Annotated in this window: 29 protein-coding genes and 1 pseudogene; 15 read left to right on the plus strand and 15 right to left on the minus strand. The window is 56.9% G+C overall.

The window, feature by feature from the left end:
• Positions 1 to 45: 45 nt before the first annotated feature.
• Complete coding sequence (locus HB664_RS13340) at positions 46 to 624, plus strand: TetR/AcrR family transcriptional regulator (protein WP_219939602.1); 579 nt, start codon at positions 46 to 48, stop codon at positions 622 to 624.
• Positions 625 to 675: 51 nt separating this feature from the next.
• Here HB664_RS13340 and HB664_RS13345 read toward each other — a convergent pair whose 3' ends face one another.
• Positions 676 to 1,455: an SDR family oxidoreductase gene (locus HB664_RS13345; RefSeq protein WP_048981103.1), complete on the minus strand. Its 780-nt coding sequence runs from the start codon at positions 1,453 to 1,455 to the stop codon at positions 676 to 678.
• Between the two features lie 90 nt (positions 1,456 to 1,545).
• Between HB664_RS13345 and HB664_RS13350 the strand changes: the two genes are divergently transcribed.
• The 3 genes from HB664_RS13350 (at position 1,546) to HB664_RS13360 (ending at position 2,886) form a co-directional block, all read left to right on the plus strand.
• Positions 1,546 to 1,884 carry a helix-turn-helix domain-containing protein gene (locus tag HB664_RS13350; RefSeq protein WP_023311611.1) on the plus strand — a complete coding sequence of 113 codons (339 nt, stop codon included), beginning with the start codon at positions 1,546 to 1,548 and terminating at the stop codon, positions 1,882 to 1,884.
• Positions 1,885 to 1,950: 66 nt separating this feature from the next.
• Positions 1,951 to 2,355, plus strand: coding sequence for a VOC family protein (locus HB664_RS13355; protein WP_032639272.1), 405 nt, complete (start codon positions 1,951 to 1,953; stop codon positions 2,353 to 2,355).
• 18 nt (positions 2,356 to 2,373) lie between these two features.
• Entirely contained in the window at positions 2,374 to 2,886 is a 513-nt protein-coding gene (locus HB664_RS13360) for a GNAT family N-acetyltransferase (protein WP_094935240.1), read from the plus strand.
• On the opposite strand, the gene HB664_RS13365 is transcribed toward HB664_RS13360, so the two are convergent.
• Together HB664_RS13365 and HB664_RS13370 are read right to left on the minus strand one after the other, a co-directional pair.
• Positions 2,867 to 3,655 carry a hypothetical protein gene (locus HB664_RS13365; protein ID WP_032657321.1) on the minus strand — a complete coding sequence of 263 codons (789 nt, stop codon included), beginning with the start codon at positions 3,653 to 3,655 and terminating at the stop codon, positions 2,867 to 2,869. The two genes, HB664_RS13360 and HB664_RS13365, sit on opposite strands and share 20 nt — an antisense overlap.
• Position 3,656: 1 nt before the next feature.
• Positions 3,657 to 3,854 carry a hypothetical protein gene (locus HB664_RS13370; protein WP_023311615.1) on the minus strand — a complete coding sequence of 66 codons (198 nt, stop codon included), beginning with the start codon at positions 3,852 to 3,854 and terminating at the stop codon, positions 3,657 to 3,659.
• Between the two features lie 255 nt (positions 3,855 to 4,109).
• On the opposite strand from HB664_RS13370, the gene HB664_RS13375 reads away from it, so the two are divergent.
• From HB664_RS13375 to HB664_RS13410, 8 genes are read left to right on the plus strand one after another with little or no spacing between them, the layout of a single operon-like run.
• Positions 4,110 to 4,544, plus strand: a complete 435-nt coding sequence (locus tag HB664_RS13375; protein ID WP_094935241.1) for a nuclear transport factor 2 family protein — start codon at positions 4,110 to 4,112, stop codon at positions 4,542 to 4,544.
• Entirely contained in the window at positions 4,541 to 5,260 is a 720-nt protein-coding gene (locus HB664_RS13380) for an SDR family NAD(P)-dependent oxidoreductase (protein ID WP_219939603.1), read from the plus strand. The genes HB664_RS13375 and HB664_RS13380 overlap by 4 nt, the downstream gene beginning before the upstream one ends.
• On the plus strand, positions 5,257 to 6,516 hold the full coding sequence (locus tag HB664_RS13385; protein ID WP_217072937.1) for an NAD(P)/FAD-dependent oxidoreductase: 1,260 nt from the start codon (positions 5,257 to 5,259) through the stop codon (positions 6,514 to 6,516). Before HB664_RS13380 ends, HB664_RS13385 begins: the two co-directional genes overlap by 4 nt.
• 1 nt (position 6,517) lies before the next feature.
• Positions 6,518 to 7,240, plus strand: a complete 723-nt coding sequence (locus HB664_RS13390; protein ID WP_219939604.1) for a DUF1365 domain-containing protein — start codon at positions 6,518 to 6,520, stop codon at positions 7,238 to 7,240.
• The gene (locus tag HB664_RS13395; RefSeq protein WP_219939605.1) at positions 7,237 to 8,457 is read left to right on the plus strand and encodes a cyclopropane-fatty-acyl-phospholipid synthase family protein; all 1,221 of its coding nucleotides are present in this window, start codon (positions 7,237 to 7,239) and stop codon (positions 8,455 to 8,457) included. Before HB664_RS13390 ends, HB664_RS13395 begins: the two co-directional genes overlap by 4 nt.
• Positions 8,454 to 8,939, plus strand: coding sequence for a DUF2878 domain-containing protein (locus HB664_RS13400; protein ID WP_143347050.1), 486 nt, complete (start codon positions 8,454 to 8,456; stop codon positions 8,937 to 8,939). Before HB664_RS13395 ends, HB664_RS13400 begins: the two co-directional genes overlap by 4 nt.
• Complete coding sequence (locus tag HB664_RS13405; protein ID WP_039262576.1) at positions 8,936 to 9,457, plus strand: hypothetical protein; 522 nt, start codon at positions 8,936 to 8,938, stop codon at positions 9,455 to 9,457. Before HB664_RS13400 ends, HB664_RS13405 begins: the two co-directional genes overlap by 4 nt.
• Complete coding sequence (locus HB664_RS13410) at positions 9,454 to 9,978, plus strand: DUF3833 domain-containing protein (RefSeq protein ID WP_047061808.1); 525 nt, start codon at positions 9,454 to 9,456, stop codon at positions 9,976 to 9,978. The genes HB664_RS13405 and HB664_RS13410 overlap by 4 nt, the downstream gene beginning before the upstream one ends.
• A 423-nt stretch (positions 9,979 to 10,401) precedes the next feature.
• Here HB664_RS13410 and HB664_RS13415 read toward each other — a convergent pair whose 3' ends face one another.
• A complete protein-coding gene (locus HB664_RS13415; RefSeq protein WP_094935248.1) occupies positions 10,402 to 10,860 on the minus strand; it encodes a DMT family transporter in 459 nt (152 codons plus the stop codon).
• Between the two features lie 4 nt (positions 10,861 to 10,864).
• Positions 10,865 to 11,299 (minus strand): DMT family transporter, encoded by a 435-nt coding sequence (locus HB664_RS13420; protein ID WP_219939606.1) that lies wholly within the window; start codon positions 11,297 to 11,299, stop codon positions 10,865 to 10,867.
• 95 nt (positions 11,300 to 11,394) lie between these two features.
• Between HB664_RS13420 and HB664_RS13425 the strand changes: the two genes are divergently transcribed.
• Complete coding sequence (locus tag HB664_RS13425) at positions 11,395 to 12,327, plus strand: LysR family transcriptional regulator (RefSeq protein ID WP_033145466.1); 933 nt, start codon at positions 11,395 to 11,397, stop codon at positions 12,325 to 12,327.
• 4 nt (positions 12,328 to 12,331) lie between these two features.
• Here HB664_RS13425 and HB664_RS13430 read toward each other — a convergent pair whose 3' ends face one another.
• The 5 genes and pseudogenes from HB664_RS13430 to HB664_RS13450 form a co-directional block, all read right to left on the minus strand.
• Positions 12,332 to 13,360, minus strand: coding sequence for a methionine synthase (locus tag HB664_RS13430; RefSeq protein ID WP_023311627.1), 1,029 nt, complete (start codon positions 13,358 to 13,360; stop codon positions 12,332 to 12,334).
• 23 nt (positions 13,361 to 13,383) lie between these two features.
• Positions 13,384 to 14,358 carry a DUF1852 domain-containing protein gene (locus HB664_RS13435; RefSeq protein WP_219939607.1) on the minus strand — a complete coding sequence of 325 codons (975 nt, stop codon included), beginning with the start codon at positions 14,356 to 14,358 and terminating at the stop codon, positions 13,384 to 13,386.
• 175 nt (positions 14,359 to 14,533) lie between these two features.
• Positions 14,534 to 15,025 carry a type VI secretion system tube protein TssD gene (locus HB664_RS13440; protein WP_219939608.1) on the minus strand — a complete coding sequence of 164 codons (492 nt, stop codon included), beginning with the start codon at positions 15,023 to 15,025 and terminating at the stop codon, positions 14,534 to 14,536.
• Between the two features lie 3 nt (positions 15,026 to 15,028).
• Positions 15,029 to 15,304 carry a hypothetical protein gene (locus HB664_RS13445; RefSeq protein WP_072196664.1) on the minus strand — a complete coding sequence of 92 codons (276 nt, stop codon included), beginning with the start codon at positions 15,302 to 15,304 and terminating at the stop codon, positions 15,029 to 15,031.
• Positions 15,279 to 15,799 (minus strand): annotated as a pseudogene (locus HB664_RS13450) (DUF2778 domain-containing protein). Before HB664_RS13450 ends, HB664_RS13445 begins: the two are co-directional and overlap by 26 nt.
• Positions 15,800 to 16,067: 268 nt before the next feature.
• Between HB664_RS13450 and HB664_RS13455 the strand changes: the two are divergent.
• Positions 16,068 to 16,607, plus strand: coding sequence for a DUF2058 domain-containing protein (locus tag HB664_RS13455; RefSeq protein WP_205915911.1), 540 nt, complete (start codon positions 16,068 to 16,070; stop codon positions 16,605 to 16,607).
• Positions 16,608 to 16,614: 7 nt separating this feature from the next.
• Here the strand turns inward: HB664_RS13455 and HB664_RS13460 are convergent, their stop codons facing one another.
• Together HB664_RS13460 and azoR are read right to left on the minus strand one after the other, a co-directional pair.
• Positions 16,615 to 17,301, minus strand: coding sequence for an RluA family pseudouridine synthase (locus HB664_RS13460; RefSeq protein WP_033145469.1), 687 nt, complete (start codon positions 17,299 to 17,301; stop codon positions 16,615 to 16,617).
• Positions 17,302 to 17,391: 90 nt separating this feature from the next.
• Entirely contained in the window at positions 17,392 to 17,997 is a 606-nt protein-coding gene (azoR, locus tag HB664_RS13465) for an FMN-dependent NADH-azoreductase (protein ID WP_008502313.1), read from the minus strand.
• Positions 17,998 to 18,202: 205 nt separating this feature from the next.
• Between azoR and hrpA the strand changes: the two genes are divergently transcribed.
• The gene (hrpA, locus tag HB664_RS13470) at positions 18,203 to 22,105 is read left to right on the plus strand and encodes an ATP-dependent RNA helicase HrpA (RefSeq protein ID WP_219939609.1); all 3,903 of its coding nucleotides are present in this window, start codon (positions 18,203 to 18,205) and stop codon (positions 22,103 to 22,105) included.
• Positions 22,106 to 22,153: 48 nt separating this feature from the next.
• Here the strand turns inward: hrpA and HB664_RS13475 are convergent, their stop codons facing one another.
• The 3 genes from HB664_RS13475 to HB664_RS13485 all read right to left on the minus strand — a co-directional run bounded on the left by HB664_RS13475 (position 22,154) and on the right by HB664_RS13485 (position 25,347).
• The gene (locus HB664_RS13475; protein WP_064672460.1) at positions 22,154 to 22,813 is read right to left on the minus strand and encodes an O-methyltransferase; all 660 of its coding nucleotides are present in this window, start codon (positions 22,811 to 22,813) and stop codon (positions 22,154 to 22,156) included.
• A 75-nt stretch (positions 22,814 to 22,888) separates the two neighbouring features.
• Positions 22,889 to 24,268 carry an efflux transporter outer membrane subunit gene (locus HB664_RS13480; RefSeq protein ID WP_219939610.1) on the minus strand — a complete coding sequence of 460 codons (1,380 nt, stop codon included), beginning with the start codon at positions 24,266 to 24,268 and terminating at the stop codon, positions 22,889 to 22,891.
• Entirely contained in the window at positions 24,265 to 25,347 is a 1,083-nt protein-coding gene (locus HB664_RS13485; RefSeq protein ID WP_039262559.1) for an HlyD family secretion protein, read from the minus strand. The genes HB664_RS13480 and HB664_RS13485 overlap by 4 nt, the downstream gene beginning before the upstream one ends.
• Between the last annotated feature and the right edge of the window lie 20 nt (positions 25,348 to 25,367).

The following is a 25,367-nucleotide window of genomic DNA, read 5'->3' on the forward strand; positions in this document are numbered from 1 at the left end:
CCTGTAAAATAACGCTGTCAACATTATTTTAGAGGCTACCCAAAAGTGAAAACAGAACCCGCAGACAACGATACTAAAATTAGCGTCAGAGATAAGATATTACTCACGGCGCACGATCTGTTTTATTCCACGGGCTTCAGGGCGACGGGGGTGGATACGCTGATTAAAGCGTCTAAAGTGACCAAGGTGACGTTCTATCGCCATTTTCCCAGCAAGAGCTTGCTTATTCTTGCCTATTTGAACTACCGGCATGAAATATGGATTAACTGGTTTGAGACCACGCTGCGTCGACATCTCGATCAAGGCGAAATACCTGCCGATGCGATATCCGCAACGCTTTACGAATGGTTTATTTCGCCCGAGTTCCACGGCTGCGCGTTTATTAACGCCAGCGCAGAGGCGAAATCGGAAGATATTGAAAACGAAATAAAAGAGATATGCCGCAGTCATAAATCAGAAACAAAGAAAATTATTGCCTTGCTGACGAAGAGTGCTGATGAGCGCGTCGTCAATGAAATCATGCTGCTCATTGACGGCGCAATTATTCATGCACAGATGGGCATGGATTCAGAAACGGTAAGACATGCGTTAAAAAAGGGCCTGGAGAAACTGTCCGAAAAGTGATATTCCCCGGTGCTTAATTAACTCTCGCACCGAGCCGATTAAGCACCCGCGTTACGCTGTCGGAATGGTGCCGCCATCAATCACAAATTCAGTACCTGTGATACTCGCAGCATGCGATGAAGCAAGGAAGACGATGAGGTTGGCCACCTCTATCGGTCTGGCAGGGCGTCCGAGCGGTATTCCACCTAGCGCCTTCATAATGATCTGCTTGCCGCCTTCGTAGTCTGTACCTGCCTGCTTTGCCAGCCTCTCCGCCAGTGCAACCGCCGCTTCAGTTTCGATCCAGCCGGGCGCAACGCGCACCACCCGAACGCCCTTCGGTGAGACTTCCTTTGAAAGGCTTTTACTGTAGGTTGAGAGGGCTGCTTTAGCCGCCGCATAACCCGTTGTTGATTCCGGTAACGGCAGCTCGCGCTGAATAGACGTCACGTGAATAATCACCCCATTTCCCTGCGCGAGCATTCCGGGAAGCAGGGCGCGATCTAAGCGTACTGCAGGCAACAAATTAAGATTGAGCTCCTGCTGCCACTCTTCTTCGCCAAGCGCAGCAAAACCGCCACCAGGTGAGGTTGAACCGCCCGCAACATGGATAATCACGTCGACGCCTCCCATCTGCTCCTGAACTGCAGATGCGACAGCGGCACATCCAGCGACCGTCGTAAGGTCAGCGGCGACGAAAGTATCTGCGACATCTACGTCCGGCTCGTGGCGCGCAGTGGTGAATACCGTTGCACCGAGCTGTTTTAAAAGCCCGACGACCGCTTTTCCGAGCCCTTTCGTGCCCGCGGTAACAAGCACGCGTTTGCCTTTAAAATCAATATCTAATGACATGACCTTGCACTCCCGTTATTTACAGTACAGGTATATTCAACATAGACTGAGAAATTGACAAGTACGCACGAAAAAGTGAGCTACTGAATTATGAGTAAGTTATATAGTCCGGAATCTGCCGCGAGCGGGGTGGAGCAAGTGTTACGGCTGCTGGAAGGCCGCTGGAAATTAATTATTCTTTTTCATCTTTTCGACGGAAAAGTGCAGCGCTACTCAGATTTCGAAAAACTGATCCCCGGTATTTCCCAGAAGATGCTGGCGCAGCAGCTCAGGCAACTTGAATCCGATGGTATCGTTTCGCGGATGGTCTACCCGCAAGTGCCACCGAAAGTGGAATATCGCCTCACCGATTGGGGGCAGGCATTATGTCCGGCGCTTGATGCCATGCTGAAATGGGCTGAAAAGCGCGAGGCTTACGCAAGCCAGTAAATCCGGCGGCCAGCACGCTGCAATGGGATAGCGTGCCCGTACCCATTCATGCAAAGGAAACGAAAAATGAGAACACAGAAGCGATGCCTTGGCTGCGTGGCTATTGTGGTTGATGACTACGATCGCGCCATTGAATACTACACCGACAAGCTGGGGTTTACCCTCGTAGAGGATACGCCTCAACCGGGTAAACGCTGGGTGGTCGTCTCACCCAACCCGGAAAGTGACTGCAACATATTGCTGGCTCGCGCTTCTAACGAGAGGCAGGAAAGCTTTATCGGCAATCAATGCGGCGGCAGAGTTTTCCTCTTCCTTCAGACGGACGATTTTTGGCGCGATTACCGTGCCATGAAAGACAAAGGCGTTCATTTCTGCGAAGAGCCTCGTGAGGAAGAGTACGGTACGGTAGTGGTGTTTGAAGATATTTACGGCAACCGCTGGGATCTCTACCAAAATGCACAACGCGGGTGATTACCAGGGAGACTTTCCATGACGTTTCGAATTCGACAGGCCACCCGTGCCGATGCCACGCTCTTAAGCGAGCTGGGATACCGAATCTATCCCGCCCATTTTCAGCATCTGTGGGTGTCAGACGCAGAGATGAAGGTTTTTCTGGACGGCGAGTACGCGCTTTCCGTACTTGAACAGAGCCTGAAAGAGAACGCTGTTTCCTGGTATGTTGCCGAGACCGATCGGCCAGTGGGATTTATGAAAGTGACCTGGGAAGCCCTGCTCCCGGAAACGGACAAGAAGGGCGTTCTCCTCAACAAGCTCTACCTCGATCCCGCCGAGACCGGCAAGAACTATGGCCAGGTGATGTTCAACAGCATCACCGACATGGCCCGGAGCAGGGGAAAAGACTATCTCTGGCTGGAAGTGCTTGAGCAGAATGCGGGAGCGTACCGGTTCTACCAGAAGCAGGGCATGCTCTGCGTTAAGAACGTCCTTTTCGAAACCGCTTCACAGCAGAGCATAATCAGGATTATGGGGATGTCTCTTTAGAACGAGAGCTCTCGTCGCGCTGTGCCAGCGATAGCGCGCTGGCGCTGGCGGGATCGAACAGCGAGAGGCTCTCAATCTGATTGAGTAAAATCACCTTCCGGAATGACATGGCGCTGCGGGGTTCGGAGTCGAGCGTGATGTCATGCTCCGCATACCACTTGCTGTAGTTATTCTCGATGCGAAAGTTCATCGTCTTCGCATCTCTGTACCCGCTTAACATCGGGATCAGCACGATATTGGCCGTTTTTTCATATTCCAGCGTCGCGGTGTGGATCATGCCGACGTAAATCCGCCTCGACCGCAGCGTGACCTGCGCCAGTTCCCCTTGCTCCATACACTGATACAGCAGCTGTTCAATACCGCTCGACTGCGCCAGACGTTTGTAGAGCTTTTTCCGGCTTTCGCCGTCCAGCCTGGCGCTGCCTGCCCAGTTAGAGCGGTAGAGGCAAAACAGGATGGCAAACGCCAGCATCACGACCACCGGCGCCTGAATGCCTAAAAAGCTCCAGTTCATAAAGTCGATTTGCCAGTCGGTATATTTCGGCGAGGCAAAGTGAAAAGCGTTGTTGGCTGCAGAAAGAGCGAGCAGGAGCAGCCAGAGCAGACCGGTGGCAATCACGCCCTGCAGAACGAAAATACAGCCGTACAGCGCCACAAGAAAATAGACGTCCCAGCCAAAGGAGCGCTTGATTTTAAAGCGTGTCGACAGGTCGCGGCTGGTGTACCAGTACCCGCATACCATCAGCACCATAAATATCGCCGTTCCCATATCAGGCCCTCTTCAGCATATTGACGTGACGCAGAAAATCCTGCCGCACCTCGTTGCTTTTGTAGTTCACCGAGGCGTTCCCGTCCTGGTCGATAATGATGCGATCGCCATCTTCGACGGCTTCTATGATTTCCTGCTGGCTCATCACCTGCAGTAAGGATTCCGGGCTTGAGAATAGGGAAAGAAAGAAACGTTTCATGCAGGCATCCTTATGAATAAAAAGGATAAGCCTGGAAGAAGACCGGCGAGTTTGCCTTAAGGAAATCCTGAAAGTTAAAGTCGGGTGGCGGCCACTCCTTACCCGGTCTACAAAACTCACTTTTTTACTGTTATTAAGTTATTGATATATAGTTAAAATAAAAAATAAATCATCACAAACTTGGACAAATAACGGTAATTGTGTAAGTTTTAATTATGCGATTATGCCACGTTGTTTACAGCCAGGATGTGACCCATGAGCACTATGCCCTCTGTCGTGAGTCGGTTTGTTGAGTACTACGCCGCACTGGATAGCCAGCCGCCGTCCGCGCTGGTGGGGCTTTACCATTCGAATGCCACGCTTATCGATCCGTTTGGCGAGCATGACGGGATTTTCGCGCTTCAGCGCTATTTCACCCATCTGCTGGCCAACGTCGAGCATTGCCGTTTTACCATCGATACGCCGCTGTGCAGTGGGAACCGGTTTGCTGTGACCTGGGTAATGCACTGGTCGCATCCGCGCATTGCCGGGGGAGAGCCGCTCGAACTGCCGGGATGTTCGGTGCTGGACACGGAAAACGATCTCATCACGCACCAGCGCGACTACTACGATGCGGGAGAGATGATCTACGAACACCTTCCTCTGCTGGGCTGGGCGGTACGCGGCGTGAAGCGGAGGGTCAAATCATGAAAACGGTGCTGATCACCGGTGCAAGCTCGGGCATTGGCGCCGGGCTGGCGAAATCCTTTGCCGCAGACGGCTACCACGTGATTGCCTGCGGACGCGATCCGGCGCGCCTCGACGCGCTGCATCATACCTGCCCCAATCTCACCGTTCGCCTGTTCGATATGACAGACAGGGATGCCTGTCGCCAGGCGCTGACCGGCAGCTACGCCGATCTGATTATTCTCTGCGCCGGTACCTGCGAATATCTCGATGGAGGCGTGGTGGATGCGGCGCTGGTGGAGCGGGTTATGGCGACAAATTTCCTCGGCCCGGTGAACTGTCTTGACGCGCTGCAGCCCCAGCTGACGGCTGGCAACCGCGTAGTGCTGGTGAGTTCCATGGCCCACTGGCTGCCTTTCCCACGGGCAGAAGCCTACGGCGCGTCCAAAGCGGCCCTGAGCTGGTTTGCTGAGAGTTTGCGCCTGGACTGGGAGCCAAAAGGAATTGCCGTCACGGTGGTCTCGCCGGGCTTTGTTGATACGCCGCTGACGCGCAAAAACGATTTTGCCATGCCGGGCAGGGTGAGCGTCGACGAGGCGGTCAAGGCGATCCGTACCGGGCTGGCGGCAGGGAAAATGCATATCGCGTTTCCTGACGGGTTTGGCTTTATTTTGCGGTTGCTCTCCGGGCTGCCTGCGTTTCTTCAGCGCGCGCTGCTGCGCAGGATGGTGCGTTCATGAACATTGCGATTATCGGCAGCGGCATCGCCGGGCTGACCTGCGCCTGGCGCCTGGCCGGGCACCATCAGGTGACCCTGTTTGAAGCGGACGCCACGCCCGGCGGCCATACCGCAACGGTTGACGTCTCGACGCCACAGGGTACCTACGCGATCGATACCGGGTTTATCGTTTACAACGATCGCACCTATCCGCGCTTTATGGGCCTCCTCAGCGAGCTGGGCATCAGCGGACAAAAAACGCAGATGAGCTTTTCGGTGCACAACCCGGCGACGGGGCTGGAGTACAACGGACACACCCTGACGTCGCTGTTTGCCCAGCGCCGAAACCTGGTGAATCCGGCATTCTGGCGGCTGCTCGGGGAGATCGTCCGCTTCAATCGTCTGGCGAAACAGGCGCTGGACGGGGAGGTGGACCCGAACGCCACGCTGCAAACGTTTCTGGAACAGCACGGCTTCACGCCGTTTTTTGCGCGCCACTACATTCTGCCGATGGGGGCCGCCATCTGGTCCTCGTCGCTGCAGGAGATGAAGCGTTTCCCGCTGCCGCTTTTCTTACGTTTCTTCCAGAACCACGGGCTGCTGGATATCACCCAGCGCCCGCAGTGGTACGTGGTGCCGGGCGGCTCGCGGGAGTATATCCGCGCCATGCTCGACAAGCTGGGCGACCGTCTGAATCTGCATCTCAATTCTCCGGTGCAGCGGGTGAGCCGCCACGAGCACGGGGTTACGCTTCAGCTTGAAAACGGTAGCCATACCTTCGATCGGGTGATTTTTGCCTGCCACTCCGCCAGCGCTCTGGCGATGCTTGATGACCCGACGCCCGCAGAGCGCGAGGTGCTGGGCGATATCGGCTGGCAGCGCAACGAGGTCGTTTTACACAGCGATCCGCGCTGGCTGCCGGAGCGGCGGCGCGCGTGGGCCAGCTGGAACTACCGCCTGAGCGCTCACGAGCAGGCCAGCGCCTGCGTCACCTACAACATGAACATCCTGCAGGGGCTCCCTGCGGGCAGTCCGCTGTTCTGCGTCACCCTCAACCCGGACGCGCCGGTAGATGAACGCTTCGTTCTGCAACGCTTTGTCTATGAACATCCGCTGTTTAACCCGCAAAGCTGGCGAGCGCAGGCGCGGCGCGGCGAGATCAACGGTCATAACCGGAGCTGGTACTGCGGTGCCTGGTGGTACAACGGCTTTCATGAAGATGGCGTGCGCAGCGCGCTGGACGTGGTCAACGCGATAGCGGCCGGAGAGGGGAACTGAGATGAACAGCTGCCTCTACCACGGCGTATTACGCCACCGCCGCCTTCAGCCGAAAACCCATGAATTCAGCTACAGCGTTTTTATGGCCTGGCTGGATCTCGATGAACTACCGCAGCTCTCGTCCATCGGTGTGCGGCGCAATCGCTTTGCCGCCGCCTCGTTTCACGATGCGGACTACCCGCTCGGTACGCCGCTCAAAGAAAACGTGCTGAGCAGGCTGGAGAGCCTGACCGGAGAACGTCCGGACGGTCGGGTGATGCTCCTGACGCAGCTGCGCTATTTCGGCTTTCATTTCAATCCGGTCAACTTTTACTACTGCTACGACGGGAAGGAGACGCTGCGCTGGGTGCTGGCAGAGGTCCGCAACACGCCGTGGAATGAACGTCATTACTATGCCGTCAATGGACAGGATGCGCAGCCCACGGAAAAAGCGTTTCACGTTTCCCCCTTCAACCCGATGGACATGATCTACCACTGGCGCTTTAACGACCCGGATAACACGCTGCATATGCACATTGAAAATCATCAGGAAGCGAAGGTCTTTGACGCCACGCTCGCGCTGCGCCGGGAGCCTTTGACGCGCCCCGCGCTGCGCTCGCTGTTGCTGCGCATTCCGCTCATGACCCTGAAAACCGTTTTTGCCATTTACTGGCAGGCGCTGCGCCTGTGGCTCAAGCGCGTGCCGCTGTATAACCATCCCGTCAGCAGGAGTGAACGCTCATGACCGATCCCGTCTTTGCGTTAGAACCCGATATTCCGCGCAACGTCCGCATCGCACGATGGCTGCTGTTTCGTCTGTTAAGCGGTATCCGCGGCGGCTCGCTCACGCTGCGTGAAGGGGCGCAGACCTTCCATTTTGGCGAGTCATCCTCCGCGCTGCATGCCGACGTGCAGATCCTCACGCCCGGCGTCTACTGGCGCGTCTTAACGGGCGGGAGCCTTGCTGCGGCAGAAGCCTGGATGGACGGCGAATGGGAAACTGCACACCTTACGCCGCTTCTGGAGCTGCTCGCGATAAACGGCGAGGTGCTTGGGCGTCTGGAAAACGGGTTCCGTCTGCTCGGCAGGCCGCTGGAGCGGATACGCCACTGGACGCGGCGTAACTCCCGCATGCAGGCGCGCGAAAATATTGCCGCCCATTACGATCTGGGCAATACCTTTTATGCCCATTTTCTGGATAAAGAGCTGCTCTATTCCAGCGCGCTGTTTACTGGTGACGAGCAGGATCTCACGGCGGCTCAGCGGGCCAAAATGGCGCGGCTGTGTGATCAGCTGGCGCTAAACCCGGGTGACCACCTGCTGGAAATAGGCACCGGCTGGGGCGCGATGGCGGAATACGCGGCGCGTCATTACGGCTGTCGGGTGACGACCACCACGCTGTCGCAGGAGCAATATAGCTGGGCGACAGAGCGGATCGCCCGCGCGGGGTTGCAGGATCGCGTTGAGGTACTGCTCTGCGACTATCGCGACCTCACCGGACAGTACGACAAGCTGGTCTCAATTGAGATGATTGAAGCCGTCGGGCAACGCTATCTGCCCACGTTTTTCCGCACCTGCCAGGCGCGGCTGCGCCCCGGAGGACGGATGGCGATTCAGGCCATTACCATTCAGGACCAGCGCTATCGCGACTACAGCAAAAGCGTCGATTTTATCCAGCGCTACATTTTTCCTGGCGGCTTCCTGCCGAGCATCACCGCGATGAACGAGCTGATGACGCGCCACACCGATTTCGTGGTGCGCAATCTTTTCGACATGGGCCCCGACTACGCCCGCACGCTGGCCCACTGGCGGCAGCGGTTTGTCCATGCCTGGCAGGAGATTGAAAAGCTCGGCTTCGATGAACGGTTCCGCCGCATGTGGCTGTACTACTTTGGCTACTGTGAGGCCGGGTTTAACGCTCGCACCATCAGCGTGGTGCAGCTGACCGCCGAGCGCGTATGAGACGTTACCTTCAGGTCTTCCTGCTCGCCGTCGCGTTCGATCTCTACTGGGTGCTGGTGGTGCTCTTTCGCGAACAGGGCCTGATTATCTGGCTTGCGCTGGCGATCCTGGCGTGCCTGCTCTTGCCGCCTGCTTACCGTTTTTACGCCATTGGGCTGGCCGCGGCGGGCAGTCTGCTGGACGCACTCTGGGCCCTGACCGGGCTGATTGCCTTTACGGGCGAGTCCCTGATGCCGTTATGGATGGTGGCACTGTGGCTGATGTTCGCCACGGTCTGGACGCAGCTGACGCGCACCACCACGCTACCCGGCTGGCTGCTGACCCTGCTGGCCGCCGTGGGCGGACCGGTGGCCTACCTGTTCGGCGAGCGGCTGGGGGGCATCACGTTTCTGGAGCCGACCTTTATCGTCGTGAGCTGGATGGCGCCGGGCTGGCTGGTACTGATGCTGTTTTTCCACCTGCTGATGGGGAGACAAAAATGAGATCTGTGGTTTTGCTGCTTTGGCTGACGCTGGTTGTTCCGGTTGCCCAGGCCGCCGACTGGCTTGCCTGGCGGAAGGTGGGTGACGCCACGCTTACCTGGGGGCCTTTCACCGTCTACACCTCCCAGCTGCGCACCCCGGACGGCCGTTACAGCCGGGACCAGGATCAGGCGCTCATTATTACCTATGCGCGGGACATCGATCGCGATGAACTGGTTGAGGCGACCCGCGACCAGTGGCAGGCGCAGGGGATCCTGGCCCAGGAACCGCAAAGCGAAGCCTGGCTGCGGATGCTCCGGTCGCTATGGCCGGATGTTCGCCCGGGCTCACAGCTGGCATTTGTTCTCAACGATAAGCAGGGGCAGTTCTGGTATCGCGCGTCAGCGGCGCAAACATCCTTTATTCCACTCGGACCGCGCCAGTCGGAAGCGTTCAGCACCCGTTTTCTGGCCATCTGGCTCGATCCCCGCACGCAATATCCTGAGCTGCGTCAGCAGTTAATCGGAGGCCAAAAATGAAACGTATCCTGATGATGGCGCTGGCATTCACGATGCTGCTGGCGGGCTGTAGCACTGAGGTGGCCGAGTATCGCCAGCAGCAGCCGCGGCTTGATATCTTCCACTACTTCCAGGGCAAAACCGAAGCGTGGGGGATGGTGCAGGATCGCAGCGGCAAGCAGATCCGCCGTTTCCACGTTGAGATTGCCGGAGACGTTATCGGCGATACGCTGACGCTGAATGAGCACTTTGTCTACGACGATGGCGAGAAACAGCAGCGGGTCTGGCATATACGCCGCGTGGGGCACGATCGCTACGAGGGAACGGCAGGGGACATTGAAGGGGTTGCCACGGGGCAGGCTGCAGGCAACGCCTTTAACTGGCATTACAGCATGAACGTGAAGGCCAACGGCAGCACCTGGCTACTGAACTTCGACGACTGGATGTATTTGCAGGATGAGACGCATCTGTTTAATAAAACCGAGATGAAGAAATTTGGCGTCACCGTCGCCACGGTGACGCTGTTCTTTACCAAGGGATAAGGAATCCCACTCAATTCTTAATCAGAAGCGATTCAGGTTTTTTAAAATGACATGATTATTTTGCAGCGATGACCTGGTCCGGCTGTAAATCGCTGAGGCGTTTCCTGCAGGCCGGGGCGAGGCGCATGGATGCGCCGAGAGGGCGGGCTTTACAGGGACGTTACCTCCGCCCGTCCCCGATAAGCCGGAAGGAATAAGCCGAAGGGACCGCGAAGCGGCGATTTACCGCCGGGAGCCCGGGTCGCCAGGGTGGTGGCGACTGAGCCACCCTGGCACGTTCACAGGTTATGTCGTAACAGAGTAGCAAGAAACATAAAGTGAACGGAATCACCACTACAGCCTTATGTTCCCCTCACCCTAACCCTCTCCCCAAAGGGGCGAGGGAACTGTTTCGTGTCTACGCTGTGTCCGCAAGGTGTGGTGTCATGTCCCGGCAGAACGGGTTTTACTACCCGAGTAAATAAAGACAAGCGCTATCCCCAGGCAGACAATCGCCCCCAGACGACTCGTCGAGAACGGAATGGCCGCATTCCCCAGCCAGCCAAAGTTATCAATCAACATACTCATGGCGAGCTGGCCGAATATCACCGCCACCGTGGCGACGGCGGTGCCGATGCGCTGCACCGCCACGACCATGATCACAATGTAAGGCACGCCGAACATCGCCCCGATGAGCTGCCATTTCGGCACGTCCAGCAGCGTGACCGCCTGCTTCGGTTCAAAGAAGAAAATGAGCAGGGCGGTTATCAGCGCGCCGACGGAAAACGTCAGAAACGCGCTTTTAAATACCCCGACATTGCTGCCGAGCTGCCCGTTAATCGCGGCCTGAATGCTCAGCGTTGCACCGCCGCAGACGGCCAGAAGAATCATTATCAGCGTCATATCATCACCCCTGCGCGACCAGAACCAGTGCCGCAATAATAAAAACCAGCGCCACGATACGTTTTGCGTTTATCTTCCTGTGCGGCGTACCCAGCAGGCCAAAGTGATCAATGATCAGGCTTTTAAAAACCTGACCAGCCAGAATGCCAATCATCATCAGAGCGATACCGATGGTCGGCGTGGCGATCGTCAGAATGACCACGTAAACAGGGCCAAGCACGCCGCCGAGCAGCTGCCAGCCGGGCTGGGCGAAAAACGACGGGCTGTTACGCGGGCTGAAAAACAGCATCAGCAGAAACGTCAGTGCGGCGCCGACGCCAAAAATGCTGAACGTCGCCCATAAATCGCCCACTTCTCCCCCTAATGGCCCCAGTAGCCCCGCCTCGACGGAGAGGCCCATCCCGCCGGCAATCACCAGTAAAATCAAAACAAACTGCATTACGCTTCCTCCGTTTTCAGGCGAAGAAGATTACGTCGGTAGACTCGTGAGAAAAATGCCATAATGCAGGAAACACCTTTGCAGGAAATGCATTAATGTCAGATGCCGGAAGCATGAACCTTCGCTCACTGCTGCTGTTTATTGCCGTCTATGAAACGCAGAACTTTTCCGTCGTCGCGCGACGAGAGGGAATATCCGCCTCGCAGGTGTCGCGCATTGTTCATCAGCTTGAAGACGCGCTCGGCCAGCAGCTGTTCTATCGCAATACCCGTGCGGTGATCCCCACGGAAAGCGGGCATTTGTTTATCCGCTATGCCCGGGCGATGGTCGATAACTTCGAAGAGGCGCGTCGTGAGCTGGATGAACGTTCGACCGAACCCTCCGGCACGGTCCGCATAAATGGGCCGGTATTTTTTGGACAAAGACACGTTGCGCCCGGACTGGCAGGCCTGGCCGAGCGTTATCCACGGTTAACCATTGAGCTGACGCTGACCGATGACTTTATCGACCCGCACCGGGATGCCGCCGATCTCATCTTCCGCATCGGCACGCTGACGGATTCGACGTTCCACGCCCGTGTTTTTGGGCAGCAGCGCTACCACCTCGCCGCGTCGCCCGCGTATCTGCGTCAACACGGCGTCCCGACCGACCCGGCCGAGCTGAGCCAGCACAAATGTCTGGTCTATCGCGGTTCGTCCGGGCCTAACCGCTGGCTCGTACGTCGCAAAGGGGAGAATTGGGTGCATTATCCCGTCGCGCCGCTAATGACGTCCAATAATGCGGAGTCGCTGCTCATTGCCGCGCTGGGTGGGATGGGGATCGTCCTGTTTCCGGACTGGCTGATTGGCGACAGGTTGAAGCGGGGGGAGCTGGTCGCCCTTTTGCCGGAAATGGCGTGCGCCATCAACACGGAGCAACTCAATATTGCGGCGATCTATCCTAACGCACGTCATCCGCCCCTGAACGTCAGGGCGGTGATTGATTATTACGTGGCGTTTTTCGGTACGCCGCTCTACTGGCAAACGTAAGGGATTACGCGCCGAGCTCCTTGCGGATAATCTCTGCGCCGGCGCTGAGCGCTTTCAGCTTGCCGTTAGCCACCTGCCGTGAAAGCGGGGCCATGCCGCAGTTGGTTGACGGGTAAAGCTTGTCGGCATCGACGAACTGCAGCGCTTTACGCAGCGTATCGGCGACTTCCTCCGGCGTTTCAACGGCGTTGGTTGCCACATCAATCGCGCCGACCATCACCTTTTTACCGCGGATCAGCTCCAGCAGATCCATCGGCACGCGGGAGTTGTGGCACTCCAGGGAGATAATGTCGATATTAGAGGTCTGCAGCTTAGGGAAGGCCTCTTCGTACTGGCGCCACTCTGAGCCGAGCGTCTTTTTCCAGTCGGTATTGGCTTTGATGCCGTAGCCGTAGCAGATGTGTACCGCGGTTTCGCACTTCAGCCCTTCAATGGCGCGCTCCAGCGCGGCGATACCCCAGTCGTTCACCTCGTCAAAAAAGACGTTAAATGCCGGTTCATCAAACTGGATAATATCCACGCCCGCGGCCTCTAACTCACGCGCTTCCTGATTGAGGATTTTGGCGAATTCCCAGGCCAGCTTTTCGCGGCTTTTATAGTGCGCGTCGTAAAGGGTGTCGATCATGGTCATCGGCCCGGGTAGGGCCCATTTGATCGGCTTGTCCGTGAGCTGACGCAGGTACTTCGCATCGTCCACGAATACCGGCTTCTGACGCGCAACGGCTGAAACCACGGTCGGCACGCTGGCGTCGTAGCGGTTACGAATGCGCACCGTCTGGCGATTTTCAAAATCCACGCCGCTCAGGTGTTCAATAAAGGTGGTGACGAAGTGCTGGCGAGTCTGTTCTCCGTCGCTGACGATATCGATACCCGCGCGGATCTGCTCATCCAGGGACAGGCGCAGCGCGTCCTGTTTACCCGCCAGGAGTTCCTGATCCTGTAATTTCCAGGGTGACCACAGCGTTTCAGGTTGTGCAAGCCAGGTCGGCTTAGGCAGGCTGCCAGCCGTAGAAGTCGGGAGCAATGTTTTCATAATAAAAGACCTTTTTTGATGAATTAAAGCGTGTAGTTATCAGACCACTGCTCAAGAATGTGTTGGTAAGGCTTAATAAAGTACGCTTCGGTAAAGCGACCCTGTTCAATCGCCAGTCGGCTACGCTCTTCCCGGTCATAAACAATTTTGGTTAAGGAGTGATCCTGCTGGTTCAGATCCGGTCGGTAGCACAGTCCCGCCGCCGAGTTTGCGTTATAAATTTCCGGGCGATAGATTTTCTGGAACGTCTCCATCGTGCTGATGGTGGCAATCAGCTCCAGATCGGTGTAGTCACTCAGCAAATCCCCGGTAAAGAAGAACGCGAAAGGCGCCACGCTGTTTTCCGGCATGAAATAGCGAACCTTCAGGCCCATCTTCGCGAAGTACTGTTCCGTTAGCGACTCGCCATCCGGCTGATACTCAACGCCCAGCACAGGATGCTGGTTACCGTTGCGGCGGTAGGTGTCTTTGCTGGAGACGCTCAGGCAGATCACCGGACCCTTGCTGAAGTTCTCTTTGTATTCCGGCGAGCTCACAAAGTGGCGGAAAATATTGCCGTGCAGTTCGCCAAACTTTTCCGGAATGCTGAAGTGCTGCTGGTTCTTGTTGTGTTCCAGAAGTCGCACGCTGAAATCATAATCCCGCACGTAAGAAGAGAAGTTATTTCCGACGATGCCCGGGATACGCTTGTTATTTTTTTTGTCGACAATCGTGGTTTGCAATATCTCAATGGCCGGGAACGGTTTTTCCGCGCCAATGTTCAAGTCGACAGAGATGATTTCCAGCTCAACCGCGTAGCGATCGGCGTTTGGGTTATCCCAGCGCGCCAGGGCGTTAAAGCGGTTGTTGATCATCACCAGCGTATTGCGCAGGTTTTCCTGACGCTTTTCCCCGCGCGCCAGGTTGGCAAAGTTGGTGGTCGTACGCGTATTTTCTGACGGGTTGTAATTCTCATCGAAGCAACTGCGCTTAAGGGTATATGTGAAAGCTTTGCTCATTGTGGTTATGCATCCTAAGTTCATGTTGCTAAGAAGTTACCGATGCATAATTTATGCCTGAGCCCGCGGCGCAGGGGAAGTGACTTAATTTCAATGCAACATGAGCGAAGTTCATGAACAGTGTTGCGCGCACATGCTGGGATAGGAAGAGTAAGGGGCATCGCGCCCCTTAGCGTTATGCTGTAGGAGGTTCGTTCCAGGCGTCACTGTGCATCATGTTGCCGTCGACAATGCGCCAGGTGATTTTTTCGTACTGGAGACTTACGCTTTCAACATGGTTCATTTTATTGTTGGCAGCGATCTTCACGTTCGGCACGCTGCAGTTAACACCCGTAACCTTTACGTTCTCCATCAAGACGGTGTAATAACAGACTTCCTGTCCGGCATCATTGATATGATAGAACTTGATTTCAGCGCTTTTAGGCGCCTGACCGGTAGAGGCTGCTTTATAGAGATACGGCGTGGAGCTATCAACTTCCTTTTCAATCCGCATGGATGAGTGTTGACGCGTGCCGGTGATCTTGCCGTTAGCGCTGTCTACCGGTAGGTTAAGGTCATGACTCAGCCCTATGATTTCAATGCTACCTTCACGGTCCTGAACATCAACGGAACCTTTAATATCTGCTCCACCATCGTCTTTTAGCCACATGTAGGGAGGAATTGGCATTCTTTATTTCCTTATTTTCTTGAGTAGCAGTGTTGTTAAGCGATAAATAACCGTGGCGAGGGTCAGTACGATTAAAATATCGATATTGGTATATGTGTCATATATTGTTTCAGCATTCACGTCGCCATAAATAAAATCACATATAGATGAGGCCACATCATGATCAAGATAGCGTTCAGCGGGTCCCAATATGCGGCCTACTATAATGCTGATGCATAGAAACCAAACCGTTTTGAATAGCCTGATGCCCCATTTACGGACAAGTGTTGGTGTAGCCACTTTCAATCACCTCAACCCAGCCGCGTGCCATCAGTGAACGCATACAGGGAACCTGAATAAGTTCCGTACTCATCAGAGCATTGCGGATCAATGCGTAATCAGAATCATGGGCAATCGTGATACATCCCTCAGATAGCGTACCCGGATGCAGCCGAAACAAACCCCGATAGACGTTATCAATCCAGGTGCCATCATCGATACCCCAGTCATCCTTGTATAAAGCAAACCACTCATCGCGGCCAAATTCTGCCCCGGATCTAACCTTGTTCCACCGATCCTGAACCTTCGCTTTTAACCCTGAAAAGAAACCTCCAGTCCCTCTGTCAACAATCCAGTATTTCCCAGGGTAATTGGACCTGAGCCTTTAACAGCACCACATAATCCATTGTTTCTGTAAATTCCCTGCCCGGAATGGGCCATAAACACACCAACGTCGTGCAGGTTAAAAGGCGCATAGTCAGCATCGTTAAGCAGCATTGTTCCTTTTAAGGCCATATTTTCTCCTTACTCTTTTAATAAGAGAAAAGCAGCCTACGCCTGAAGCCGGTACAGATATTCAACTCACATCATATTTATGAGTTGCTGATTTTTTTTAAGAAAATGACCTGACAATTTTTAATCACTCTTGCGGCTGTAACGTTAGTAAACGCTGAATAAATAATAAACAAAGCTCAGGCGACAAAGCGCCATGCCTACTTCTCTGGCACACGCTCCGCAATTCCCGCTATAATCCCCAAAATTTCCAACCGGTTTAGAAACAATCATGACAAAACTCACCTTACAAGAGCAGATGCTGAAAGCGGGCTTAGTCAGCAGCAAAAAAGTGGCGAAAGTGCAGCGCACGGCAAAGAAATCACGCGTTCAGGCGCGCGAGGCTCGGGAAGCGGTAGAAGAGAACAAGAAAGCGCAGATCGAGCGCGACAAGCTGCTGAGCGAGCAGCAGAAGCAGGCCGTGCTGGCGAAAGAGTTTAAAGCGCAGGTGAAGCAGCTGATTGAAATGAACCGCATCACCGTGGCGAAAGGCAACATCACCTTTAACTTCACCGACGGCAATCTGATCAAAAAAATCGAGGTCGACAAGCAAACCCAGGCTCAGCTGATTAACGGCCGTCTGGCGATTGCCCGTCTGGTCATCAACGCCAGCGGCGACTGTGAATACGCGATTATTCCGGCGGTGGTGGCCGATAAAATTGCCCAGCGCGATGCCGACAGCATCGTGTTAAACAGCGCGCTAAGTCAGGAAGAGCAGGACGAAGACGATCCGTACGCGGACTTCAAAATCCCTGACGATTTGATGTGGTAAACCGCATTCAGAACGGGGCGGCGTGACGGGCGTTAACCGGCTCTCCGCTCACGGGATGAATAAAATTCAGTTCGCTTGCATGCAGCATCAGCCGGGGCGTTTTCTCCGCCCCCGGCGCTTCAAGACCGCCATACAGATCGCAGCCCAGAATCGGGTGCCCCAGCTGCTGACAGTGAATACGCAGCTGATGGGTTCGCCCGGTCTCCGGCGTAAGTATCACCCGCGTTAACGGCAGTCCCGTACCCTGATAAAACCGTTCCACCACCCGATAGCGGGAGCGGGCGGGTTTTCCGTTGATGGCGCAAATCGACATCAGCGGGAACAGCGCCGGGTCTTTGGCAATCGGCGCGTCTATTATTCCCTCGTCGTTTTCCACATGGCCGCAAAGCAGGGCGCTGTAGACCTTCTCCACGCTGCGCTGGCTGAACTGCTGGCACAGCGCCGCGTTGATGGCCTTATTGCGCGCAACCACCATCAGCCCGGACGTGCCGAAATCCAGACGGTGTACCAGCGTGCAGCCGGGGAACGTCTGGACCAGACGATAATGGACGGAATCAAGGTTTTGCGGATTCTTGCCCGAGAGGCTGAGCAGACCGGAAGGCTTATCGATCAGCAGCAGATGTTCATCCTGCCAGAGGATCTGAATGTCGTCGTGACACGGTGGGGCAATAAAAGAATCAATAATCGCAGACATCAGGCCGCCCGGCTGGAGAGTGGGAGCGGATGATAACGAAATGCGGGGGGAAAGAAAAACCCTCCCACCAGGCGGTGAGAGGGCAAAATCTTAGGCTGCTACCAGGCTGTCGATGGCGGCTTTCGCATCGGTCTGCGCTTTGGTCGCCACTTCCGGACCGTAAGCGATACCTTCAGCAAACACGAAGTTCACGTCAGTGATGCCGATGAAGCCCAGGAACAGGCTCAGGTACGGTGCAACCAGGTCGGTTGGGGTGTCTTTATGGATACCGCCACGGCTGGTAAGTACGATCGCACGTTTACCTTTCACCAGACCTTCAGGGCCGTTCTCGGTGTAACGGAAGGTTACGCCAGCGCGCGCCACCAGGTCGAAGTAGTTCTTCAGCTGGGTAGGGATGTTGAAGTTGTACATTGGGGCGTTGATGACGATAACGTCGTGCGCCTGCAGCTCAGCAATCAGCTCGTCGGACAGGGCCAGGGCTTCCTGCTGACGTGGAGACAGCGGTGCATCGCTTGGGCGCAGCGCGCCAACCAGCTCGCCGTCCAGCACAGGAATTGGGTTTGCAGCCAGGTCACGCACGGTGATTTCGTCAGCGGAATGCTGTTCACGCCACTGTTCAACGAAGTAATCAGACAGCTGACCAGACTGAGAGTACCCTGCCAGAATACTGGATTTCAAAACTAATACTTTGCTCATGGGTGATTCCTGTTGTTGCATTTGATTGAAGGGGGTTGCCCCGTTGCTTGTTGACACTCTATTCACAATCCTGCCACAGAGATAGAGCAATATATCGAAGCCTATGTTCGAATTTTTTGAATAAGGCGCGAAAGGCGTCGATGTGGTACTCTATAGCAATCATTAAAAAGAGAGTTTATCAGGGCGTGTACTGCCCTTTAACGCTATGACAGAACAACAAAAATTAACCTTCCCGATGCTCCTGCAACAGCTTGATTCTCTGATGCTGCGCGATAAACAGCGCTTTGCCCGCCGTCTGCACGGCGTGAAGAAGGTTAAAAATCCTGATGCACAACAGGCCATTTACCAGGAGATGGCGAAAGAGATTGAACAGGCGGCAGGGAAAGTTGTGCTGCGCGAAGCCGCACGTCCGGCAATTACCTACCCGGAAAACCTGCCCGTCAGCCAGAAAAAACAGGACATCCTTGAGGCCGTCCGCGGCCACCAGGTGGTGATTGTTGCGGGGGAAACCGGCTCGGGGAAAACCACCCAGCTGCCGAAAATCTGTATGGAGCTGGGACGCGGGCTAAAAGGGCTTATTGGCCACACCCAGCCACGTCGACTCGCGGCGCGCACCGTGGCAAACCGTATTGCCGAAGAGCTGCAGACGGAGCCGGGCGGCTGCATCGGTTACAAGGTGCGATTCAGCGACCACGTTAGCGATAACACCATGGTCAAGCTGATGACCGACGGTATTCTGCTGGCGGAAATCCAGCAGGATCGCCTGCTGATGCAGTACGACACCATCATCATTGACGAAGCGCACGAGCGCAGCCTGAACATTGACTTCCTGCTCGGCTACCTGAAAGAGCTGCTGCCGCGTCGCCCGGATCTGAAAATCATCATCACCTCCGCGACCATCGACCCGGAGCGCTTCTCGAAGCATTTCAACAATGCGCCGATTATCGAGGTGTCAGGACGCACGTATCCGGTTGAAGTGCGCTATCGCCCGATTGTGGAAGAGGCGGACGATACCGAGCGAGACCAGCTGCAGGCTATCTTCGACGCCGTTGACGAGCTGGGCAACGAAAGCGCGGGCGACATTCTGATCTTCATGAGCGGCGAGCGCGAAATCCGCGACACCGCCGATGCGCTCAGCAAGCGCGACCTGCGCCACACGGAGATCCTGCCGCTTTACGCGCGCCTGTCAAACAGCGAGCAGAACCGCGTATTCCAGCCGCACGGCGGGCGACGCATCGTGCTGGCGACCAACGTGGCGGAAACCTCGCTGACCGTGCCGGGGATTAAATACGTGATCGACCCGGGCACGGCGCGCATCAGCCGCTACAGCTACCGCACGAAGGTCCAGCGGCTGCCGATTGAGCCGGTCTCCCAGGCGTCCGCTAACCAGCGTAAAGGCCGCTGCGGCCGCGTCTCGGAAGGGATCTGTATTCGTCTCTATTCCGAAGATGATTTCCTGTCGCGCCCGGAGTTTACCGACCCGGAAATTCTGCGTACCAACCTGGCGTCCGTTATCCTGCAGATGACCGCGCTGGGGCTGGGCGACATCGCGGCGTTCCCGTTCGTCGAAGCGCCGGATAAACGCAACATTCAGGACGGCGTGCGTCTGCTGGAAGAGCTCGGGGCGATCACCACCGACGAGCAGGCCACGGTCTACAAGCTGACGCCGCTCGGCCGCCAGCTCAGCCAGCTGCCGGTGGATCCGCGCCTGGCCCGTATGGTGCTGGAAGCGCAAAAGCACGGCTGCGTGCGCGAGGCGATGATCATTACCTCGGCGCTCTCCATTCAGGATCCGCGCGAGCGTCCGATGGACAAGCAGCAGGCGTCTGACGAAAAGCACCGTCGCTTCCACGACAAAGAGTCCGACTTCCTCGCCTTCGTAAACCTGTGGAACTATCTCGGCGAGCAGCAGAAAGCGCTCTCCTCGAACCAGTTCCGCCGCCAGTGCCGCGTGGATTTCCTCAACTACCTGCGCGTGCGCGAGTGGCAGGATATCTACACCCAGCTGCGCCAGGTGGTGAAAGAGCTGGGCATTCCGGTCAACAGCGAGCCGGCGGAGTACCGCGAGATTCATATCGCGCTGCTGACCGGCCTGCTGTCCCACATTGGGATGAAGGACGCCGAAAAGCAGGAGTATACCGGCGCGCGTAACGCCCGTTTCTCCATCTTCCCCGGTTCCGGCCTGTTCAAGAAGCCGCCGAAGTGGACCATGGTCGCGGAGCTGGTGGAAACCAGCCGCCTGTGGGGACGCATTGCCGCGCGTATCGATCCGGAATGGGTGGAGCCGGTGGCTCAGCACCTGCTGAAACGATCGTACAGCGAACCGCACTGGGAGCGCGCGCAGGGCGCGGTAATGGCGACCGAAAAAGTGACTGTTTACGGCCTGCCGGTGGTCGCCGCACGTAAGGTCAACTACAGCCAGATTGATCCGGCGCTCAGCCGCGAGCTGTTTATCCGTCACGCGCTGGTGGAGGGTGACTGGCAGACGCGCCACGCCTTCTTCCGCGAAAACCTGAAGCTGCGCGCGGAAGTGGAGGAGCTTGAGCACAAGTCCCGCCGCCGCGACATTCTGGTGGACGACGAGGCGCTGTTTGAGTTTTACGACCAGCGCATCAGCCACGATGTTATCTCCGCCCGCCACTTCGACAGCTGGTGGAAGAAGGCCAGCAAAGAGACGCCGGACCTGCTCAACTTTGAAAAGAGCATGCTGATTAAAGAGGGGGCGGAGTCGGTCAGCAAGCTCGACTACCCGAACTTCTGGCATCAGGGCAACCTCAAGCTGCGTCTGACGTATCAGTTTGAACCGGGTGCCGACGCGGATGGCGTGACCGTTCATATTCCGCTGCCGCTGCTAAACCAGGTCGATGAGGGCGGTTTTGAATGGCAAATCCCCGGCCTGCGCCGCGAGCTGGTGATTGCGCTGATCAAATCCCTGCCGAAACCGGTGCGCCGTAACTTTGTGCCTGCGCCAAACTATGCGGAAGCGTTTTTAGGCCGCGTCACGCCGCTGGAGCTGCCGCTGCTGGACGCGCTCGAGCGCGAGTTCCGACGCATGACCGGCACCACCATCGACCGCGAAGACTGGAACTGGGATCAGGTGCCCGATCACCTGAAAATCAGCTTCCGCGTGGTGGATGATAAAAACAAAAAGCTGCTGGAAGGACGTTCGCTGAGCGAGCTGAAAGAGTCGCTGAAAGGGAAAGTTCAGGAGACGCTTTCTGCGGTGGCGGACGACGGTATCGAGCAGAGCGGGCTGCATATCTGGAGCTTCGGTCAGCTTCCGGAAAGCTACGAGCAGAAGCGCGGTAACTATAAGGTCAAAGCCTGGCCGGCGCTGGTGGACGAGCGCGACAGCGTGGCGATCAAGCTGTTTGATAATCCGCAGGAACAGCAGCAGATGATGTGGCGCGGGCTGCGTCGCCTGCTGCTGCTCAACATCCCGTCGCCGATCAAGTATCTGCACGAGAAGCTGCCGAACAAAGCCAAGCTCGGGCTGTACTTTAACCCGTACGGCAAGGTGCTGGATCTGATTGACGACTGCATCTCCTGCGGCGTGGACAAGCTGATCCACGAGGCGGGCGGTCCGGTCTGGACGGAAGAGGGCTTTGCTCAGCTTCATGAAAAGGTGCGCGCCGAGCTGAACGACACCGTGGTGGAGATAGCCAAACAGGTCGAGCAGATCCTCACCGCCGTGTTCAATATCAACAAGCGCCTGAAGGGGCGCGTGGATATGACCATGGCGCTGGGGCTGTCGGACGTGAAGGCGCAGATGGCGGGGCTGGTCTATCGCGGCTTTGTCACCGGCAACGGCTTTAAGCGTCTGGGCGATACGCTGCGTTATCTGCAGGCGATTGAAAAACGTCTGGAAAAAATGGCTATCGACCCGCACCGCGATCGCGCGCAGATGCTGAAAGTGGAGAGCGTACAGCAGGCGTGGCAGCAGTGGTTAAACAAGCTGCCGCCGGCGCGCCGCGACGATGAAGACGTGCAGGCGATCCGCTGGATGATCGAGGAGCTGCGCGTCAGCTTCTTTGCCCAGCAGCTCGGTACGCCGTATCCGATTTCGGATAAGCGTATTCTGCAGGCGATGGAGCAGATTTCCGCTTAAAACTCTTGCCCGGTTTTCTCCCTCTCCCTGTGGGAGAGGGTATCATTTTCACCCGTTCACGATTGCCAGCGTAAACCCATCCCATCCCTTAACCCCCACCGTTTGCAGCGCGGTGGCGGTCAGGCGCGGGTTATCCCCAATCATTTCGATAAAACGCCGCACCCCCAGCACGCGCGCGTCGTCGCTTTGCCCGTTAATCACTTCGCCGTCGCGCACCACGTTATCGCCAATGATTATCGTGCCGGGACGTGAATAGTGCAGCGCCCACTCCAGATAGCCGGGATTGTTTGGCTTATCGGCATCAATAAAGATCAGGTCGAACGGCGGAACGTCACCGAAATTCTCCAGTGAGCTCAGCGCCGGGCCTTCAATCAGTTCAATGCGATCGTTCAGCCCCGCGAGGTGAATATTCTGGCGGGCCACATCGGCATGCGTCGGGTCAGCCTCGAGCGTAATCAGCTTTCCGTCCGGCGGCAGGGCGCGCGCCATCCAGATTGAGCTATAGGCGCCCAGCGTACCAATCTCAAGGATGCGTCTTGCCTGGGTCATGCGCACGAACAGCGCCAGCAGTTGCCCCTGATTGGCCGCAACATCGTGTTCGGGTAGCCCGGCGCGTTTATTGTTTTCCAGTACCTGATGAAGCACGTCATCGTCAGGGATTAGCGAAGAAATCATGTAATTATCTACTGCAGACCATTGTTGATGCATAGATTGACTCCTTGGGTTTTTCTCCCTCTCCCTGTGGGAGAGGGTCGGGGTGAGGGCATCAGCGCGCAAGGGGGTTCACGCGCTCTTCCAGCCGCCGCCCAGCGCCCTGTACAAATCGATCTGCGCCAGCAGCAGGTTATTTTTCACCTGCACTACGCTGGTCTGCACCGAGTACAGCGTGCGCTGCGCGTCCAGCACGTCCAGATAGGAGGAGTAGCCGTTGCGATTGCGGTTCTGCGCAATGCGCAGCGTCTCCTGCGCCACCTCCTGCTGGGCAAGCAGCTCCGTCAGCTGTTCCTGATAGCGCCTAATAGCATCAAGGCTGTTGTTCACTTCGGCAAACGCGTTGCGCACGGTTTTTTCATAGGCGTACAGCGCCTGGTTACGCTGGGACTGGGAAATATCAACCTGCGCATTCAGCGCCTGGCGGTTCAGCAGCGGGGCGAGAATACTGCCCCCGACGCTCCAGAGCTGAAGCGGGTTGTCCAGCAGGCCGGACAGGGTGCGATCCTGTATCGATCCGGTTGCGGTCAGGTTGATCGACGGCAGCAGGCTCGCGCGCGACGCGGCAAGCGAGGCGTCGGCCGCAACCAGCTGGCGTTCGGCCTGAACGATATCCGGGCGACGGTTCAGGAGCGTAGAAGGCAGCTGTGACGGCAGGGTCAGCGGCGTTAGCGCCTCAAAGCTTTCGCTGCGCGCTACCGCGCCGGGATTGCTTCCCAGCAGCAGGCTGAGGGCGTTCTCCTGCTGTGCAATCTGATGCTGCAGCACGGGAACCTGCGCTCGCGTCGAGCGGAGTTCGGAATCCGACTGCATCAGCTCCAGACGCGAGCTGTAGCCCGTCTCAAACTGACGTTTCGCGAGGTTAAATGCCTCTTCGCGCGATTTCAGCGTGGATTCGGTCACCCGCAGCTGTTCGTCAAGCGAGAGCAGGGTGACATACCCGGACGCAACGGAAGACGCGACGGTCAAATCCGCGGCGGCAGCGGCGGCTTTTTGCGCCGCCAGCGAGGCTTCGGCGGCACTGGCCGTGCTGCGGTTGACGCCCCAGATATCAACGTCATAGCTCGCCGTCAGGCTGCCTCTGTAAAGCGTGCCGTAGACCGGCAGCCCGGTCGCGGCGGATTGCGAACGGGCGCGGGTCCCCGTTACGCCTGCATCAAGCGACGGAAACAGGCTGCCGTCGGCCGCAAAGACCCGCGCCTGATACTCGTTAATCCGTTCGCGGGCGATCAGCACGTCGCTGTTGTTCTTTAGCGCCCGATCCACGTAGCGGTTGAGGTTGTTGTCATGAAAATTGCGCCACCAGAGCTGCTCCGCCGGGCTGGCAGGGCCGGCGTCAGCACGCCACTGGGCGGGGATTTGCAGCGTCGGCTGCGCAGGTTTTACGTCGACGGACTGGCATCCGGCGAGCATTACCGCCAGCACCAGACCGGCTATCGGGCGAAGGGTCATTGTTTGCCCTCCCGCGTATCAATGGTCACCTGCACCGACATGCCCGGACGCAGCAGGGCGGACTCCTCAGGCTTGCCGAGCACCTCGATGCGCACCGGAATACGCTGGGCGATTTTGACAAAGTTGCCGGTGGCGTTGTCCGGCGTGATGGCGCTGAATTCAACTCCGGTTGCCGGCGAGATGCTCTCCACGCGGCCCTGATAGGCTTTGTTGTTCAGGGCATCGACGGTGAATTTGACAGGCTGGCCGACGCGCAGCTCCGCGAGCTGGGTCTCTTTAATATTGGCGATCACCCAGTGCTGCGGCGGAACCAGCGTGGTGAGGTGGGTCCCGGCGGTCACGTACGCCCCGAGACGCACGGCAATCTGGCCGAGCTGGCCGTCGCGCGGGGCGATGATGCGGGTGTTTTGCAGGTCTATCTGCGCCAGCTCCAGCGCCGCTTTGGCGTTTTCGACATCCGCCTCCAGCGCGCCGCGGTTCACAATTACCGTCTGCAGATCCTGACGCGACATCTCAAGCAAGGCTTTAGCCTGCTCGATGTCGGCGCTGCCCTGGGCCGCGCTGGCCAGCGCCGCGTCGCGCTCGCGAATGGAAAGCGAGCCGTCCGCCGTCAAATCCTTCACGCGCTTTAAATCCGCCTGGGTTTTCAGGCTCTGGGCGCGGGCATTTTTCAGCGCCGCGTCGTTTTTGGCGATCGTCGCTTCGGCGCTTTTACGCTGCTGCAGGTTGTTATTAAGCGCGGCAATTTTCATCGCCAGCTGTGCCTCGGCCTGATGCACGCGCTGACGATAGATACGGTCATCAATCTGCAGCAGCAGGTCGCCTTTTTTAACCTGCACAAAGTCCTGAACCTTCACCTCGGTGATATAGCCATTCACCTGGGGGCTGATGAACGTCGTCTGACCGCGCACGTAGGCGTTGTCGGTAAACTGCGCGTGGCGGGTGAACGGCGGAAGCTGCCACGCGTAAAGGATCACCAGCACGCCGACAATACCGATGGCAGCGGCTGTGAAAACGGAAACAATGCGCACATTTTTGCGGGTGTTGGCCTGCTCTTTAGCGGCATCCTGCTGACTCATAAACTCTCCAGAAATATTTC

The organism is Enterobacter sp. DNB-S2 (genome assembly GCF_019443845.1).
GTDB classification, from domain to species: domain Bacteria; phylum Pseudomonadota; class Gammaproteobacteria; order Enterobacterales; family Enterobacteriaceae; genus Enterobacter; species Enterobacter asburiae_B.